The sequence below is a fragment of the Bacteroides sp. HPS0048 genome (assembly GCF_964240755.1).
Lineage (GTDB): Bacteria > Bacteroidota > Bacteroidia > Bacteroidales > Bacteroidaceae > Bacteroides > Bacteroides nordii.
In genome coordinates this window covers 15,937-30,518 of sequence record NZ_CAXSVC010000048.1, presented here as the reverse complement: position 1 = coordinate 30,518, position 14,582 = coordinate 15,937, and the positions used below count along the sequence as shown (strand labels likewise).

The following is a 14,582-nucleotide window of genomic DNA, read 5'->3' as shown; positions in this document are numbered from 1 at the left end:
ATTTTGGAATAAAAAGAAAACTTTTTTGTAAGACGCTGATTTGCAAAGGTGTTGTAAAACATAAAAATGAAAGGAAGGGAAAAAGAAGAAAAAAGGAGGCACATTGTAATATATACGCGCATGCGTATACGCGTGCGAGCAAAAAATTGAAATATAGATTTCCACAGATAAAAAATAGTTGCTTATTCTTTCTCATTCATCTACTGTTATACTTAACATTGTTTTGGAGAGTTATCAGTTGCTTTTATTAACTTTGCAAAAAAAGATCAAATGCCAACTATCCCAATACACAAAGTAGTTCAACAATCTGATTTCGGAATATACCTGAAAGAAGTCTCCCCTTTTTCATCAAAATCGCCTATTAACTATATTCATCAGGATGATTATTATATATTCGGTATGGTGGATAGCGGAAAGTGTAGTGTCAGTATTGATTTTAAGAATTATCATTTATCAGAAAGTGAAATAATATGTACCCAGCCCCATCAAGTGCATCATGTTACCAATGCAGGCGACGCAAAAACATTTCTTTTGTTTATTGACAGTGTATTCATAGACTCAGAGACAAAACAAATACTTGCCGAATATGCTCTATCTCTGACGCCATTCAAAATAACCGATCAACAACGCTTTGAATTAGAACAATTATTCGCCATCATTCTCCACAGAATAAACGATTCGGGGAACAATAAATCAAAACATATTATACAAAACCTAGCACGTGCTGCCGTAGGGATAATAACAGAAACCATACAAGGAATTATCCGACAACAATCTAAAAATAAAAGACATATAGAAATCACATTAGCTTTCAAAGAACTACTTTCCAAAGAACTACACGTAGAAAAGAGAATATCTCACTATGCAAAATCGTTACATATATCTCCGGTATATTTAAACGAAGCTATTAAAAGCATTACCGGAATCAGCGTAAGCAAATATATTCAAATTGAACTTATGTTAAGAGCAAAACGAATGCTAATATATACCTCTCTAAATATAAAAGAGATCGCTATTAATTTAGGTTTTGATGATTATGCTTATTTCACGCGTTTATTTACGAAAGCAACAGGCCTAAGCCCTACCTCATATAGAAAGAAATACCTTGAATAGTACAATCTTTACCTTATATTGTCTATTTTTCCATTTAACAACGCATTGTAACTTTGCAACCAAAAAGGAACAATGAATAGAAAGAGATTTATTTACTTTACAGATTTAGTTTTGATTCCCCTATTTATTTTGTCGTTGTACACGGGAATAAAACTACACATCGCAGGCCATCATGCCAACCATGAAATATGGCACAATTGGACTGTGTTTCACACAATCGCCAGCCTGTTATTTACTATATTCGGAATTGTACACATCAAAAGCCATTGGGGCTGGTATAAAGGATTAAAAACGACAGGCTGTAAAGGTAAAAAAAAGGTTGTGTTACTTTTCTCCATAACCTTTGCATTGGTTATTATTACAGGCATACTATTGCTACTATTCGTCGATGGAGCCAATTCGCCAACAGGACTGCTACATTACAAAATAGGTATTGCAACGGGAGTTTTAGCGATTCTACACATATTAAAACGAAAACACTTCTTGTATAGCGGATTTAAAACAAATATAATAGCCAAGAAACAATAATTATGCATTGTCTAAAAATCAACCAAGATGCAATACTACCTTACCAGCCAGTATTCACCCAGCCCGCATCGTTATACCACTGATAATCACGATAAAATTCATTTAACTTCGGACTTGAACTACGAGGTATAAAGATAGACAAGCCACATGTTCCAGTCATATCAAAGGCCCCTACCCAATCTGAAAAGTTTTTTGGAGTAGTATAATAGTAGGGAACAGCTTCTTTCAAAAACTGCTCCCAAACTTTATATTCATCATTGTCACCCGTGATCTTTTTCATAAAATCAGCAAAATCATAATAGAGTTTAGAGTTATTGTAATCATATGAATACCCTTTTCTCTTATCATAGCAATATACATTATCAGAAGTGATCGATGCGTCCACATATTTTGAGACAAGCTCTCCCGTGACAGTGGCAAGCGCTTCAAGCTTACTACAATCTACCACTGCAGACGAAACCCCTGCAACCCAAATATTAGTAAGATAATTACGGTCTTTCCATGGGCTATACTCCCCTTCCCGTATCTCTGCATTATATGTGTTTACATAATTTGTATAATATGTTTCAGCAATCTTTCTTGCAGCATCTTCATCTTCAAACATAGCAGGCACTACAACCTGATAAGGAGCTCCCGGAGCCGGAATTTCAGTAGGAGAACCCACTATATAATCTGTATATTGACGCAACTCATAAGCAACTTCTGCCGCTTGCATAAAGCAAGCATCAAAAAAGACAAAATTCAGGTGCCGGGTACCCTCAAGCACTTTACGAAGATCTGCAATATTCATTGACTTCCCGCCATCATCTCCAAATGACCTGGATTTAACTCCCGGATAAGGAGCCCAGCCATCAGCATGTGACCATAACACCAATCCATAACTATCAGCCGGATATTCCGAATAGACCTGATTTAAAATACTTTTCATTATTTCAGTATCTACAGAATTCTGTTCCGCATAATCCTGAAGCCTCTCTTGTTTTACCGTACCATTATTATCCTTGTATAGGCGAATTAAACGCGGTTTTGAATCTTTATCATCCCAGTAAATGATCAAGTTATTATTCTGATCATCCACAGACTTCATTCCTTCAAGCATTTCATTAAAGTCTGCTTCGGCAAAAGAGCTCAAGTTGTTTTGCGCTACCATATATACCAATACTGTACGTGATCGCTTCTCCGCCTCTGGAGCTTCGTTGTCATCACGACATGCCGTAAAAGTCAAAATAAAAAATGAAACCAATAAAGATAATATGGTAATTCTCATAATTATAGTATGCTCTGTTTCTTAATATATTACCCACAAAGATAAAAAAATAAGAGATACAAACATTGCATCTCTTATATATTAACATCTTAACTATTCTTCCGGTTTAGTGAACCTGAATTTTTCAGGATCAATCTTTTGCAAAGCCACCGCTTTATTCTTCTTATACTTTCCCAGTATTTTCAAAGCTTCTTTATCGAGTTTCTTCTTACTATCCGAAAAATAAATCATACAAGTCCTGTTAGGCTGATTCATATCCAGTTCTAAAAAGTTTTTAAACTGATAGCTGTACAATTCACGATGTGGCAAAAAACCATTCTTATCAAGATGAACACTATCAATCAACTGAATATCCGTATAGTACACCACAGTATCTGTAAATGAAGCAGAAACGCCAAAAGCATACACAGGCTTATGAGAACCTTTCTTAATTGAAAACGCTGAGCACAAAGTAAACACCAGTGCTATTGCAAATAGTATTTTTACGTATTTCATATCTTAACTGTTTTATTGCGGCAAAGGTAACAAAAAAGGGGAAATATCTCTTATTAATGACAAAGAAATGGCATCATTACTGATACACCCACAACAATAATGGCTTTTTTTCATCTTTAAGCAACTTGTCAACACGCCGCATCACATCATTGGCTATCACAGGACAACCCTGGCTCATACCTAAAGGAAGATGTGCCGGATAAATCTCAACAACAGGTATAAGATCATAGGAATGCAAAACAACCACACGTTTGAAAGCATTATTATTGGTTGCCTCCAGACCATGCAGTTTATAATGAACATTAATCCCCCATTTGCTGTATGACCGGACACCGACTTTGTAGCGCCCCAAAGAAGAGCAATAACTCCCTTCTATATTACTAAACACAGGATTGGAGACTGTACTATTCTTCCCATATCCATGAGCACAAAGACTGGCACACAAAATCGAATCGCCTTTAAAGTCCCAGACAAAAAATCGTTTTTTACCAGAATGAATACTAAAATCAACCAAAAAGCAATAGTTTGTATTCAAACCGTTTTTCACACAATATACCTTTGCAGAGTCTGCTTTCTCCTTCAAACGCTCTTGTTTTTCAGAAATAAGAGTGCCGCCTTCTTTCGTACACTTTCCCCATCCCCAAAAACAAAAAGAGAATGCTAAAAACAAGATCAATAAAAAACGGATCAACTTAATCATACATCTTTCTTTTAAATTAAGAAGGTCTAAAAAAAACGGACATTTTTCTTACAAAAATACAAAAAAGTCGTGCAAGTCCGTTTTTAGTTATCCTAAACACTTCAACTTACACGACTAATACCTTAATTGTCGAAAACTGATATATCGTCTTATCCCAAGTACGATTTGAGCAATTTACTACGATTACTTTGTCTTAATCTTCTGATTGCTTTTTCTTTTATCTGACGAACGCGCTCACGTGTGAGACCAAACTTATCGCCGATTTCTTCTAATGTCATTTCCTGTTGTCCGATACCGAAAAACATCTGTATGATTTCTTTTTCTCTATCGGTTAACGTAGAAAGAGCTCTATCAATTTCCCTCGCAAGAGACTCATTAACCAGAGAGCGGTCCGCCATAGGCGAATCGTCATTCACCAGCACATCCAGCAAGCTGTTATCTTCTCCTTCAACGAAAGGCGCATCTACCGAAATATGACGGCCAGACACTTTTAACGTATCAGAGATTTTATCAACCGGGATTTCCAATTCGTCTGCCAACTCTTCCGGAGATGGCCGGCGCTCGTTTTCCTGCTCGAATTTAGAGAAAGCTTTACTGATTTTATTCAGTGAACCTACCTGATTCAAGGGAAGGCGAACGATACGTGACTGTTCTGCCAATGCTTGCAGAATAGACTGACGAATCCACCATACAGCATAACTGATAAACTTGAATCCACGTGTTTCATCAAACTTTTCGGCAGCCTTAATCAGTCCTAAATTGCCTTCATTAATCAAGTCAGGCAAACTCAAACCCTGGTTCTGGTACTGTTTGGCTACAGATACGACGAAACGCAGATTGGCACGTGTCAATTTTTCTAACGCTACACGGTCACCCTTACGAATACGCTGAGCGAGCTCTACCTCTTCCTCTACAGTAATGAGGTCTTCGCGACCGATTTCCTGCAAATACTTATCAAGAGAAGCGCTCTCTCTGTTAGTGATACTTTTGGTAATCTTTAGTTGTCTCATTCTTATAAAACAGATTTGGAGTGCAAAGTTACGACAAATAATTTGTTAACTAACTATCTTAACGAAACTTTTTCACCATTATTATTATCTGTATAAACAAAAAGAGATGCCGACAAGTTGTATACCGGCATCCTTTTTTTAGTTGAAAGTTGAAAATTGAAAGTTGAAAGTTGGCTGCGCTATATACTACATAGTAACTTTCAATTTTCAACTTTCAATTTTCAATTAATAAACTATTCCTGAGTCAGGTCTACAGCGTAATTAGCACGTTTTCCTGATGGGAACATACCTGTGAGGAATAATACCTGATCCGGTGATTTGGTTGCTGCTTTCAGTACCTCTTCCAGATCGCTCACTTTACGTATCTGCTGTCCGTTAGCTTTCAGAATGATGAATCCTTTACGGATACCTGCATCTTTCATCTTACCATTGGAAACACCTGTTACCTCTACACCATATCCTAAGTTGAGTTGCTTCTTCAAATCAGCAGGGAGTTCTCTAAAGGCTGCACCTAAAATTTCCATTCCGGCATTCTTTATCACCTTTGTAGTACCTTGCTCATTCTTCAAAGTCACTGCCACGCTCTTTTCTTTTTTATCGCGAATCAACTTCACAGTAATCTTATCACCCGGACGATGTTTTGCAAGTGCTTCCTGCAAGTCAGCAAAGTTGTGAACCTTCTTACCGTCAATACCAATGATCACATCGTCTACTTTAATATCTGCACCGGATGCCGAACCACCTTCAGTAATTTCACGTACCCAAACTCCGTCTACTACACCAAACTCTTTCGCTTTATCACGAAGCGTAGTACCCGACTTGTCTATAGGTTGCTGGTCTTCCATTATGCTGCTGCCCAATGAAGCTCCTGCGATACCCAACATAGCACGCTGTACGGTTCCAAACTCTTTCAAGTCGGCAACCACCTTTTTCATAATACTGGTTGGTATAGCAAAACCATATCCGGCATATGCACCTGTAGGTGACGAAAGCACAGAGTTAATACCTACCAATTCTCCTTTTGCATTTACCAGTGCACCACCACTGTTACCCTGGTTGATAGCAGCATCCGTCTGAATGAAAGATTCGATACCACCATTGTAAACACCCAGTGTACGGGCTTTCGCACTTACAATACCTGCCGTTACAGTAGAGTTCAGATTGAACGGATTACCTACAGCGAGTACCCACTCACCTACTTTCAGTGCTTCCGAATCACCTACTGGAATAGTAGGCAGATCATCGTCTGATTCTATTTTCACCAATGCAAGGTCAGTACTCGGATCTGTACCAATGATACGGCCTTTAAATTCGCGATTGTCATTCAACTTCACCGCTATTTCATCCGCACCATCAATCACGTGATTGTTGGTTACAATATATCCATCTTTAGAGATGATAACTCCCGAACCAAAACCTACACGCTCCGGTGTCTGTACCCGGCGCTGACGTCCGCCACCATCACCAAAGAAGAAGTCAAAAATATCAGGTGCTCCCTGAACTGTCTGAGTTTTTGATTGTTGCGTGGACTTTATATGTACTACAGCATGAAGCGAATTCTCTGCTGCCTGTGTCAAATCTACCGGTTGCGCATTGATTGCATCAAAAGCAGCCAGTTTCACACCAGGATTCTGTTGGAACACCTCATTAAATGACGCCTGCTTGTCGCTATCTCCTGCCTGCATCATTTTATAGGTTGTTAAACCTGCAACTCCTGAACTCAGAAGAATGATGGCTCCTACTCCAAGAATGTTTTTTGTTGTCTGTTTCATACTACTCTTTGTTTATTCTTTAAAATGTTAATATTCTAATTCGTTTTAACTTTATGACGTTAAAATAACGACAAAAATCATTCACTTATTCCACTTGTCACTCTTTTTTGTCCTCTTTTAACAGAGAATATTTACTGATTAACAGCGCTTAACGACGGACACTGACAAATTTGCATTCGTTACATGACAAGGCTTTTAACATGACAGAAAAACAATTTGAATAATATGCTGAATAACGTGCCAATATACCAATGTGCCAATATGCCAATTGGCTGCGCTGCGGCATACTGCATGGCAATTGGCACATTAGCATATTGGCACATTAGCACATTATTTTATTGGCACATCAGTGCCTGTCAGACTGACAGTGTGACTCCAATTCCTGGTAAATCACTGAGCGTAATTTTGCCTTTTAATACCTCCACTCCCTTAAAACGATCATTGGAAATAAGTAAATTACCATCCAAATCAGCAAAATCAACGGCCGGAGAAAATTGCGCAGCAGCAGATATGGCACAAGATGTCTCGGTCATACACCCTACCATTACTTTCATATCCAGTGCACGCGCCAAAGTCACCATTTTCCACGCCTCACGCATTCCGGTACATTTCATCAGCTTTATATTGATTCCGGTGAAAGCCCCCTTCAAAGCAGCCACATCACTAAGACGCTGTAAAGATTCGTCTGCAAACACCGGTAACGGACTCTGCTGAGTGACCCAGGCAATGTCTTCCAACTGTTCTTTAGGCATGGGTTGCTCAATCATCACAATTCCCTGTTCTTTCAACCAATGAATCATATCGAGCGCATAATATTTATCTTTCCAACCCTGATTAGCATCGATAGCTATCGGGAGCGTACTGACCGAACGAATTGTCCGAATCATCTCCTTATCATTTTCACGTCCCAGTTTTACCTTCAGTATATTAAATTGTCCGGCCACCTCAAGTGTCTTTTCACGTACCACCTCCGGCGTATCAATACCAATAGTAAACGTAGTAGAAGGTGTCTTTTCTTTATTCAACCCCCATATCTTATACCAGGGAGCTCCCAACAGCTTTCCTACCAGATCATGCAAAGCAATATCTACCGCCGCTTTTGCTGCCGTATCGCCCGGACTCAGACTATCAACATAAGCCAAAATATCTTCCAGTTCAAACGGATCATTAAACTGTTCCAGATTAACCTTACTCAGAAACGTCATCACACTATCCACTGTCTGCCCCAAATAGGGAGGCATGGAGGCCTCACCATATCCGGTCACCCCTTCATATTCTATCTCCACTTGCACATCAGGAGTCGTAGTACGCGAAAAGGAAGCTACCGTAAACACATGCTTCAGTTTTAATTCATAAGGAAAAAACTTCATTTTCATCTTTCCACCCTTTCCCAACCGGTTTATAAAAAAAGAAGCAGGATGAGAAGCTTCCGCAAAAGTATTGTTCACAATCAGGCCGGAACCTATAGCCACCAGAGCAGCAGTCTTCAGAAAATCTCTTCTATTTTGCATGCTAATTCTTTTTATAGTAGGGGTTTGTAAGTGTTGTATTCAATTCCGCCTCCTTATTTATAAAAGGCAGAAAACGGACAGCGAAAAGCAATCGATCGGCGTTAAAAGCATCATACTCTTTGTCTGCCGGATTAAAACTACTGATATGCACATCACCCAAAGCATGAATAAATCTCTTATCACCTATATATATACCGACGTGCGAAACAGACTCTTTTTTCTCAGCCGTAGCCTTCCGTCCAAAGAAAACAAGATCACCCGGCTCCACATTACTAAAATCAGGTGCTATATCAATATGTTGCCCTATATATGCTTGTTGCGAAGCATCCCGGGGAATAATAATATCATGCATAAAAAGTACAGTACGCACCAAACCACTACAATCCACCCCTTTAGAAGAAGTACCCGCCCATAAATACGGAACTCCCATCATCGTATAAGCTGTACGAATAATACTCCCTGCATCTTGCTTCAACTCTGAACGCCATTCTTTTTCGGGCTTTGCTATCGACTTTGAAACATATGCCTGTCTGCCATCAGGATAAGAGACCTTATAAAAATGTCCTTTACTCCCCTCCCACTTCAGACGATTGCCTGCCACAACATCCGAGACTGTCTGAGAATGTTCATTGGGCTTTTCATACGTAAATCCATAATGTGCCGTTACTACTATCTTCTCTGTCCGGTTCCATTCATCGTACTTCTCTTTAGACATCGGGCTGATAACCATCCGATGCACCCATCCGGTATAATCGTCAGGCGTTTGTATCTCATACCAGCCTGTATATTGTAATACCTTTACCGGCATCCCCAGCAAAGCCTGCGTAGTCATACCAGAGGTAAATTTACCCTCAGCACGCATATTACAAACAGATACACTAACAACACCATAAGCCGAATCGGCAGGTACGGACGGAATGTCCTGAGCTTTTATGCCTGTCACTATAAACCATAACAGGCTGAAAAAAAAGATACGCATTTTCATTGAAGCATAATTGAAATTAGTAGTTGGTAGATAGTAGTTAGAATCTGTGCAGCATATTAGCGTTGTCATGCCGAAAGGATTCTAACTACCAACTACTAACTTCTAACTACTGACTCCATTCTAAAAGCAAAGATAGGGATTGCACGAACAATAAAGAAGAAGTTTGTGTTTATTTTTTAGCATAAAAGAAATAAATGACGTACTTTTGCCCCCCTAAAGCAGTTGGCTGGTCTGTCGCGTGTGTTTCGGCACAGGAGGAAAGTCCGGGCAACACAGAGCATCCCACTTCCTAACAGAAAGCTGTCCGTGAGGGTAGAGTAACGTAGAAGAAAATAACCGCCTCTCTTTCTTCGGAAAGTAAGGTAAGGGTGAGAAGGTGGAGTAAAAGCCCACCAGCCGCATGGTGACGTGTCGGGCTGTACGTCTTGGGAGTTGTAAGGTCATGTATACCGGCGTTATGAGAGTTGCTCGCTCCATGTCGGAGGGTAGACCGCTAAAGTGGCATGGTGACATGTCACTCAGATAAATGACAGGCACTTGTTTAATTCATAATTATAAATTAAAGATTATACAAGGACAGAACTCGGCTTACAGGCCGACTGCTTTTTTTAAAATTATAATCTACTGAATGCCATGAATAAAAGAATAGCAGATATATGGAAATTTATCACCTATGACATCTGGCGTATCACGGAAGATGAGGTAACCAAAACTAAATTTTCGGTTTACAATATCATCAAAACCATTTATCTCTGCATCAACCGTTTCACCAAAGACCGTATTGTCAATAAAGCTTCTGCACTGACATATAGCACATTGCTCGCCATTGTGCCTATACTTGCCATTGTATTTGCCATTGCCCGTGGATTTGGTGTTTCCACAATAATGGAACATCAGTTCCGCAACGGTTTTGGAGGTGCAACCGAAACCTCTGATACCATTCTTGAGTTTGTAAACTCTTACTTGTCGCAAACCAAAGGTGGAGTTTTCATCGGAGTGGGTTTAATCATGTTATTGTGGACGGTAATCAATCTGGTAAGTAACATCGAAATCACCTTCAACCGCATTTGGGGAGTAAAGAAAGCGAGAAATATGTATCGCAAAATCACCGACTATTTCTCTATGTTTCTTCTGATGCCTATCCTTATTGTTGTTTCCGGTGGTCTTTCCATCTTCATGAGTACAATGTTGAAGCAGATAGAAGATTTCGTTTTGCTGGCTCCTATTATGAAGTTTCTGATACGGCTTATCCCCTTTGTGCTCACCTGGTTTATGTTTACAGGGCTTTATATATTTATGCCCAACACAAAAGTGAAGTTCAAACATGCCCTGATATCAGGAATCCTTGCTGGTTCTGCTTATCAGGCATTCCAGTTTCTATACATCAGCAGTCAGTTATGGGTATCGCGCTATAATGCCATCTACGGCAGCTTTGCTGCCTTACCGATGTTCCTGTTGTGGTTGCAAATCTCCTGGACCATCTGTTTGTTTGGAGCAGAACTGACTTTTGCAGGACAAAACATAAGGAATTTTAGTTTCGATAAAGACACCCAGAATATCAGCCGCCGTTACCGGGACTTTATCTCTATCCTCATTATGTCTCTTATAGCCAAACGCTTTGAACAAAACGAGCCCCCATATACCTCCGAACAGCTGGCAGACGAACATCAGATTCCGATACGACTTACCAACCAAACCTTGTATCAGTTGCAGGAAATCAATCTGATACACGAAGTTGTGACTGACCAGAAAAGTGAAAACATTGCTTATCAGCCTTCCATGGATATCAATCAGCTGAATGTGGCTGTACTACTCGAACGTCTTGACACCTATGGTTCCGAGAACTTCAAGATAGACAAAGAAGAAGAGTTCAGTGATGAATGGAGGGTACTGGTAGAATCAAGAGAAGAGTATTATAAAAAAGCAAGTAAGGTATTACTAAAGGACTTATAGCAAATAAGAATCGCCCGATTCACTCCTAAGAATGAACCGGGCGATCTCTTATTATCTATTTGTCCGCTAAGCCATCATAGCCTGTCCGCCAAATACACCAGCCAAGGCACTTGCCACAGCTATAACCACTTTCAAAATCGTATTCCAAATCGTCTTTTTCATTTTCCTCTCTCATTTTAATTTAATAGGGTATCAAGTGCCGCGCAGCCAACTTTCAACTCTCAACTTTCAATTTTCAACTAAATAGAAGGGTCTTCACCCTCACCGCCTGGGTTTCCCCCGTCGGTCATACTCTTCAGCAAATCAGCATGCACAAACTGTACACCTTGCAACAGGGCACGTGTGGTACCAATAGCTGCCGGGCGAGTATACTCAGCCGTAAACTGGCATTTCAAAGCTGTTATCTGATTCGGATTTACCTTATCGGCACTCTCTACTCCCCTGCCCTGCGTACGGGCTTTCATTGTAAACGTACCCAAGCCATCCAGGCGTACCGTACGGCTGTTCAGAAGTTGTTCCCGCATTGCAGACATCAGGTTACGTACCACATTCTGCACATCACCCGGCGTAAGGGATGATTTCTCCGCTATTACCTCAGCCAATTGCTGAGTAGTTACTGTTGCTCCGGTTTTAACCAGATTAAGATGCCATAATTTAGCTCCCGCCTTGTTGGCCATCGGTGATTGCACCGCTCTGTAAAATAAAGGCATAATTACCTCCTCTTTTTAATGTTACTAATCGTTTTTTTCATTCACACGTTTCGTTGATCAACATTGCAAAGATGAGGGTTTATTATCGGATGACAAACGAAAAAGAGGGAGGTAAAGCTGTTTCTCTCAGAAAAGTTATAAATCACTAATAACGAAGTATTTCCTTTTTCAATATCGTTTAATAAAAATATATGCTTATATTTGTTCCGTAATACTCAGTACGGAACTGTACATTACGGAACTATAAATTACTTAATTATATGAAATTCTATAATAGAGAAAACGAACTGGAAAAGTTGAGTCATATTCAAGCAACTTCCCACTCACATGCTCAGATGACAATTATTACCGGTCGTCGTCGTATTGGTAAAACTCAGCTACTACTTCAGGCCACTCACAATCAACCCACTTTATATTTTTTTGTAGCTCGCAAAGCAGAAGCAGATCTTATACATGACTTTCAGGAGATAACTACTCAGACATTAGGTATTCCAATATATGGCAACATGACTTCTTTTGCTGAATTATTCCGTTTTTTGATGGAATACTCTGCACAGCATCCTTTCAATCTCATTATTGATGAATTTCAGGAGTTTTTCAATATAAATTCTTCCATATATAGTGAAATGCAACATTACTGGGATATAAATAAAGACAGAAGTCATATCAACCTTTTATTGAGCGGGTCTATATATTCACTCATGCACAAAATCTTTGAAAATAATAAAGAGCCGCTATTTGGTCGGGCCACTGCTAAAATACACCTAAAGCCATTTCGTACAAATGTTTTAAAGGAAATATTATCCGATTATTTTCCTCAATACAATTCGGAAGATTTATTAGCCCTTTATGCTTTTACAGGTGGTGTTGCCAAATATGTTCAGTTATTCATGGATAATGGAGCTTATACCAAGTCTAAAATGCTTGACTTTATGATAAAAGAAGACTCTCTGTTTATACCCGAAGGGAAAAATGCTTTAATAGAAGAGTTTGGCAAGGACTATGCAGTCTATTTTTCTATACTTGCAGCTATTGCAAGAGGAGAAAATACTCGTGCAAAAATAGAAGTTGTCATCGAAAAGGAACTTGGAGGTTACCTTAGCCGTTTAGAAAAAGATTTCAATCTGATAGAAAAAACGATTCCAATCCTGGCTAAAGTAGAAACTAAAAATGTTCGTTATCGCTTAACCGATAACTTTCTAACTTTTTGGTTTAGGTTTATTTTTAAGTATAATTACCTGATCGAAATAGGTTCATACAAGCAATTAAGAAATATCATAGAGCGGGATTATGAAACATTTAGCGGATTAGCATTAGAAAAATACTTCCGTACGCTTTTTATAGAACAAGAAAACTATACACGAATTGGTGGATTCTGGGATCGAAGGGGTGAGAATGAAATAGATCTCATTGCCATTAATGAATTTGATAAGACCGCGAACATTGTTGAGATCAAGCGTCAGAAAAAAAATATAGATATGGAACGTTTGCGCGAAAAAGGTATTGTTTTTAAAACAACTGCGGGGCTTAATGATTATCAGATTATCTATCAGGGATTATCAATGGAAGATATGTAAATAGAAATATTTCTTCATAAACAGAATATAAAGTATGCTCAACATGAGTATACTCCCCCAAAGATACCAGTAACCATACGCCTGGAAATAGAAATAACCCACTATTACCAATGCTTGTATCACCATATATACAGAAGAGACTACCACATGAGGTACCTTCAGTTCATTTGCCATAATCTGATACAGATGTTTCCGATGCGGCAATCCTATATTCTCATGAAGCATCAGGCGATGAATAATGGCAAGCACACTATCTACCCCATACACTACTAACAGTACAATCCAACTGAAATCCTCCGTCTTGATTATCAGCTTACCGATAAGAAACAAAACGATAAATGCTATACTTACAGAACCTACATCACCGGCAAAGCATTTTGCATGCTTTCGGAAATTGAAGAAATTAAAAACCAGTACGGAACAAAGAACAGTAACAATCAATTCTTGTTCCACAAAAGAAACAATCTCTCTGTTTATACAGGCAAGAGCCACTAAAATAATCAGAGAGTATCCGCCTGTGATACCATTAATACCATCCATAAAGTTATAAGCATTGATGATACCGGTACATATTATTAACGCTACAATAATCGTCCACCAGGGAAGAAAAAACAGGCCCCATTGATAGAACATCAAAGCCATAGCAGAAAAATGGAATACCAATCGCAGTGCTTGAGAAGTAGAACGGATGTCATCTATAAAACTAATAAAAGTAATCAGTGTCAGGGCAAGCATGAACCAGGGATATTCAAAATGGTTCGTAAGGAAATAAGCTAATACACCAAAATAGAAGATAATCCCCCCACCTCGTAAAGTGATCCGCGTATGCGAACTGCGTTCATTGGGTTTATCAATGATATTGTATTTATCGGCGAGACGAAAATAAAAAAGTTCTGCAAAAAAAAGCAGAACTAAGATTATTAGGTAATACATTATTCGTTTCTATTAATCAGATAAAACC

Annotated in this window: 14 protein-coding genes and 1 other RNA gene; 5 read left to right on the top strand and 10 right to left on the bottom strand. The window is 39.0% G+C overall.

Features of this window, described 5'->3' with window-relative positions:
- The first annotated feature begins 270 nt into the window (after positions 1–270).
- Both ACESQI_RS22535 and ACESQI_RS22530 read left to right on the top strand, forming a co-directional pair.
- Positions 271–1,113 (top strand): helix-turn-helix transcriptional regulator, encoded by an 843-nt coding sequence (locus ACESQI_RS22535; protein WP_256143710.1) that lies wholly within the window; start codon positions 271–273, stop codon positions 1,111–1,113.
- Positions 1,114–1,185: 72 nt separating this feature from the next.
- Positions 1,186–1,641: a DUF4405 domain-containing protein gene (locus ACESQI_RS22530; protein ID WP_373127237.1), complete on the top strand. Its 456-nt coding sequence runs from the start codon at positions 1,186–1,188 to the stop codon at positions 1,639–1,641.
- Positions 1,642–1,681: 40 nt separating this feature from the next.
- Here the strand turns inward: ACESQI_RS22530 and ACESQI_RS22525 are convergent, their stop codons facing one another.
- The 7 genes from ACESQI_RS22525 to ACESQI_RS22495 form a co-directional block, all read right to left on the bottom strand.
- Entirely contained in the window at positions 1,682–2,908 is a 1,227-nt protein-coding gene (locus tag ACESQI_RS22525; protein WP_373127235.1) for a clostripain-related cysteine peptidase, read from the bottom strand.
- A 93-nt stretch (positions 2,909–3,001) separates the two neighbouring features.
- Complete coding sequence (locus ACESQI_RS22520) at positions 3,002–3,403, bottom strand: hypothetical protein (RefSeq protein WP_002561591.1); 402 nt, start codon at positions 3,401–3,403, stop codon at positions 3,002–3,004.
- Positions 3,404–3,479: 76 nt separating this feature from the next.
- Positions 3,480–4,103 carry a murein L,D-transpeptidase catalytic domain-containing protein gene (locus ACESQI_RS22515; protein ID WP_007486856.1) on the bottom strand — a complete coding sequence of 208 codons (624 nt, stop codon included), beginning with the start codon at positions 4,101–4,103 and terminating at the stop codon, positions 3,480–3,482.
- Positions 4,104–4,252: 149 nt separating this feature from the next.
- Positions 4,253–5,113: an RNA polymerase sigma factor RpoD/SigA gene (locus tag ACESQI_RS22510; protein ID WP_002561589.1), complete on the bottom strand. Its 861-nt coding sequence runs from the start codon at positions 5,111–5,113 to the stop codon at positions 4,253–4,255.
- 233 nt (positions 5,114–5,346) lie between these two features.
- Positions 5,347–6,885: a Do family serine endopeptidase gene (locus ACESQI_RS22505; RefSeq protein ID WP_002561588.1), complete on the bottom strand. Its 1,539-nt coding sequence runs from the start codon at positions 6,883–6,885 to the stop codon at positions 5,347–5,349.
- A 356-nt stretch (positions 6,886–7,241) separates the two neighbouring features.
- The gene (locus tag ACESQI_RS22500; RefSeq protein WP_373127232.1) at positions 7,242–8,396 is read right to left on the bottom strand and encodes a dipeptide epimerase; all 1,155 of its coding nucleotides are present in this window, start codon (positions 8,394–8,396) and stop codon (positions 7,242–7,244) included.
- Between the two features lies 1 nt (position 8,397).
- Positions 8,398–9,381: an NlpC/P60 family protein gene (locus ACESQI_RS22495; RefSeq protein WP_373127239.1), complete on the bottom strand. Its 984-nt coding sequence runs from the start codon at positions 9,379–9,381 to the stop codon at positions 8,398–8,400.
- Positions 9,382–9,599: 218 nt separating this feature from the next.
- Here ACESQI_RS22495 and rnpB point away from each other — a divergent pair.
- Together rnpB and ACESQI_RS22485 are read left to right on the top strand one after the other, a co-directional pair.
- Positions 9,600–9,988: RNase P RNA component class A (gene rnpB, locus ACESQI_RS22490), an RNA gene on the top strand.
- Between the two features lie 26 nt (positions 9,989–10,014).
- Positions 10,015–11,334 carry a YihY/virulence factor BrkB family protein gene (locus ACESQI_RS22485; RefSeq protein WP_002561585.1) on the top strand — a complete coding sequence of 440 codons (1,320 nt, stop codon included), beginning with the start codon at positions 10,015–10,017 and terminating at the stop codon, positions 11,332–11,334.
- Positions 11,335–11,400: 66 nt separating this feature from the next.
- Here the strand turns inward: ACESQI_RS22485 and ACESQI_RS22480 are convergent, their stop codons facing one another.
- Positions 11,401–11,496, bottom strand: coding sequence for a smalltalk protein (locus tag ACESQI_RS22480; RefSeq protein WP_002560793.1), 96 nt, complete (start codon positions 11,494–11,496; stop codon positions 11,401–11,403).
- Positions 11,497–11,573: 77 nt separating this feature from the next.
- Entirely contained in the window at positions 11,574–12,044 is a 471-nt protein-coding gene (locus ACESQI_RS22475) for an HU family DNA-binding protein (RefSeq protein WP_373127230.1), read from the bottom strand.
- A 260-nt stretch (positions 12,045–12,304) separates the two neighbouring features.
- On the opposite strand from ACESQI_RS22475, the gene ACESQI_RS22470 reads away from it, so the two are divergent.
- Complete coding sequence (locus ACESQI_RS22470; RefSeq protein WP_195349333.1) at positions 12,305–13,621, top strand: ATP-binding protein; 1,317 nt, start codon at positions 12,305–12,307, stop codon at positions 13,619–13,621.
- Here ACESQI_RS22470 and ACESQI_RS22465 read toward each other — a convergent pair.
- Positions 13,604–14,554, bottom strand: coding sequence for a glycosyltransferase family 4 protein (locus tag ACESQI_RS22465; protein ID WP_373127228.1), 951 nt, complete (start codon positions 14,552–14,554; stop codon positions 13,604–13,606). The two genes, ACESQI_RS22470 and ACESQI_RS22465, sit on opposite strands and share 18 nt — an antisense overlap.
- Positions 14,555–14,582: the final 28 nt, after the last annotated feature.

Excerpts from the sequence above, each read along its gene's own strand:
- ACESQI_RS22510 (WP_002561589.1), bottom strand. The coding sequence starts at position 5,113 with ATGAGACAACTAAAGATTACCAAAAGTATCACTAACAGAGAGAGCGCT.
- ACESQI_RS22465 (WP_373127228.1), bottom strand. The coding sequence starts at position 14,554 with ATGTATTACCTAATAATCTTAGTTCTGCTTTTTTTTGCAGAACTTTTT.
- ACESQI_RS22470 (WP_195349333.1), top strand. The coding sequence starts at position 12,305 with ATGAAATTCTATAATAGAGAAAACGAACTGGAAAAGTTGAGTCATATT.
- ACESQI_RS22500 (WP_373127232.1), bottom strand. The coding sequence starts at position 8,396 with ATGCAAAATAGAAGAGATTTTCTGAAGACTGCTGCTCTGGTGGCTATA.
- ACESQI_RS22495 (WP_373127239.1), bottom strand. The coding sequence starts at position 9,381 with ATGAAAATGCGTATCTTTTTTTTCAGCCTGTTATGGTTTATAGTGACA.
- ACESQI_RS22515 (WP_007486856.1), bottom strand. The coding sequence starts at position 4,103 with ATGATTAAGTTGATCCGTTTTTTATTGATCTTGTTTTTAGCATTCTCT.
- ACESQI_RS22475 (WP_373127230.1), bottom strand. The coding sequence starts at position 12,044 with ATGCCTTTATTTTACAGAGCGGTGCAATCACCGATGGCCAACAAGGCG.
- ACESQI_RS22505 (WP_002561588.1), bottom strand. The coding sequence starts at position 6,885 with ATGAAACAGACAACAAAAAACATTCTTGGAGTAGGAGCCATCATTCTT.
- ACESQI_RS22480 (WP_002560793.1), bottom strand. The coding sequence starts at position 11,496 with ATGAAAAAGACGATTTGGAATACGATTTTGAAAGTGGTTATAGCTGTG.
- ACESQI_RS22525 (WP_373127235.1), bottom strand. The coding sequence starts at position 2,908 with ATGAGAATTACCATATTATCTTTATTGGTTTCATTTTTTATTTTGACT.
- ACESQI_RS22535 (WP_256143710.1), top strand. The coding sequence starts at position 271 with ATGCCAACTATCCCAATACACAAAGTAGTTCAACAATCTGATTTCGGA.
- ACESQI_RS22520 (WP_002561591.1), bottom strand. The coding sequence starts at position 3,403 with ATGAAATACGTAAAAATACTATTTGCAATAGCACTGGTGTTTACTTTG.
- ACESQI_RS22485 (WP_002561585.1), top strand. The coding sequence starts at position 10,015 with ATGAATAAAAGAATAGCAGATATATGGAAATTTATCACCTATGACATC.
- ACESQI_RS22530 (WP_373127237.1), top strand. The coding sequence starts at position 1,186 with ATGAATAGAAAGAGATTTATTTACTTTACAGATTTAGTTTTGATTCCC.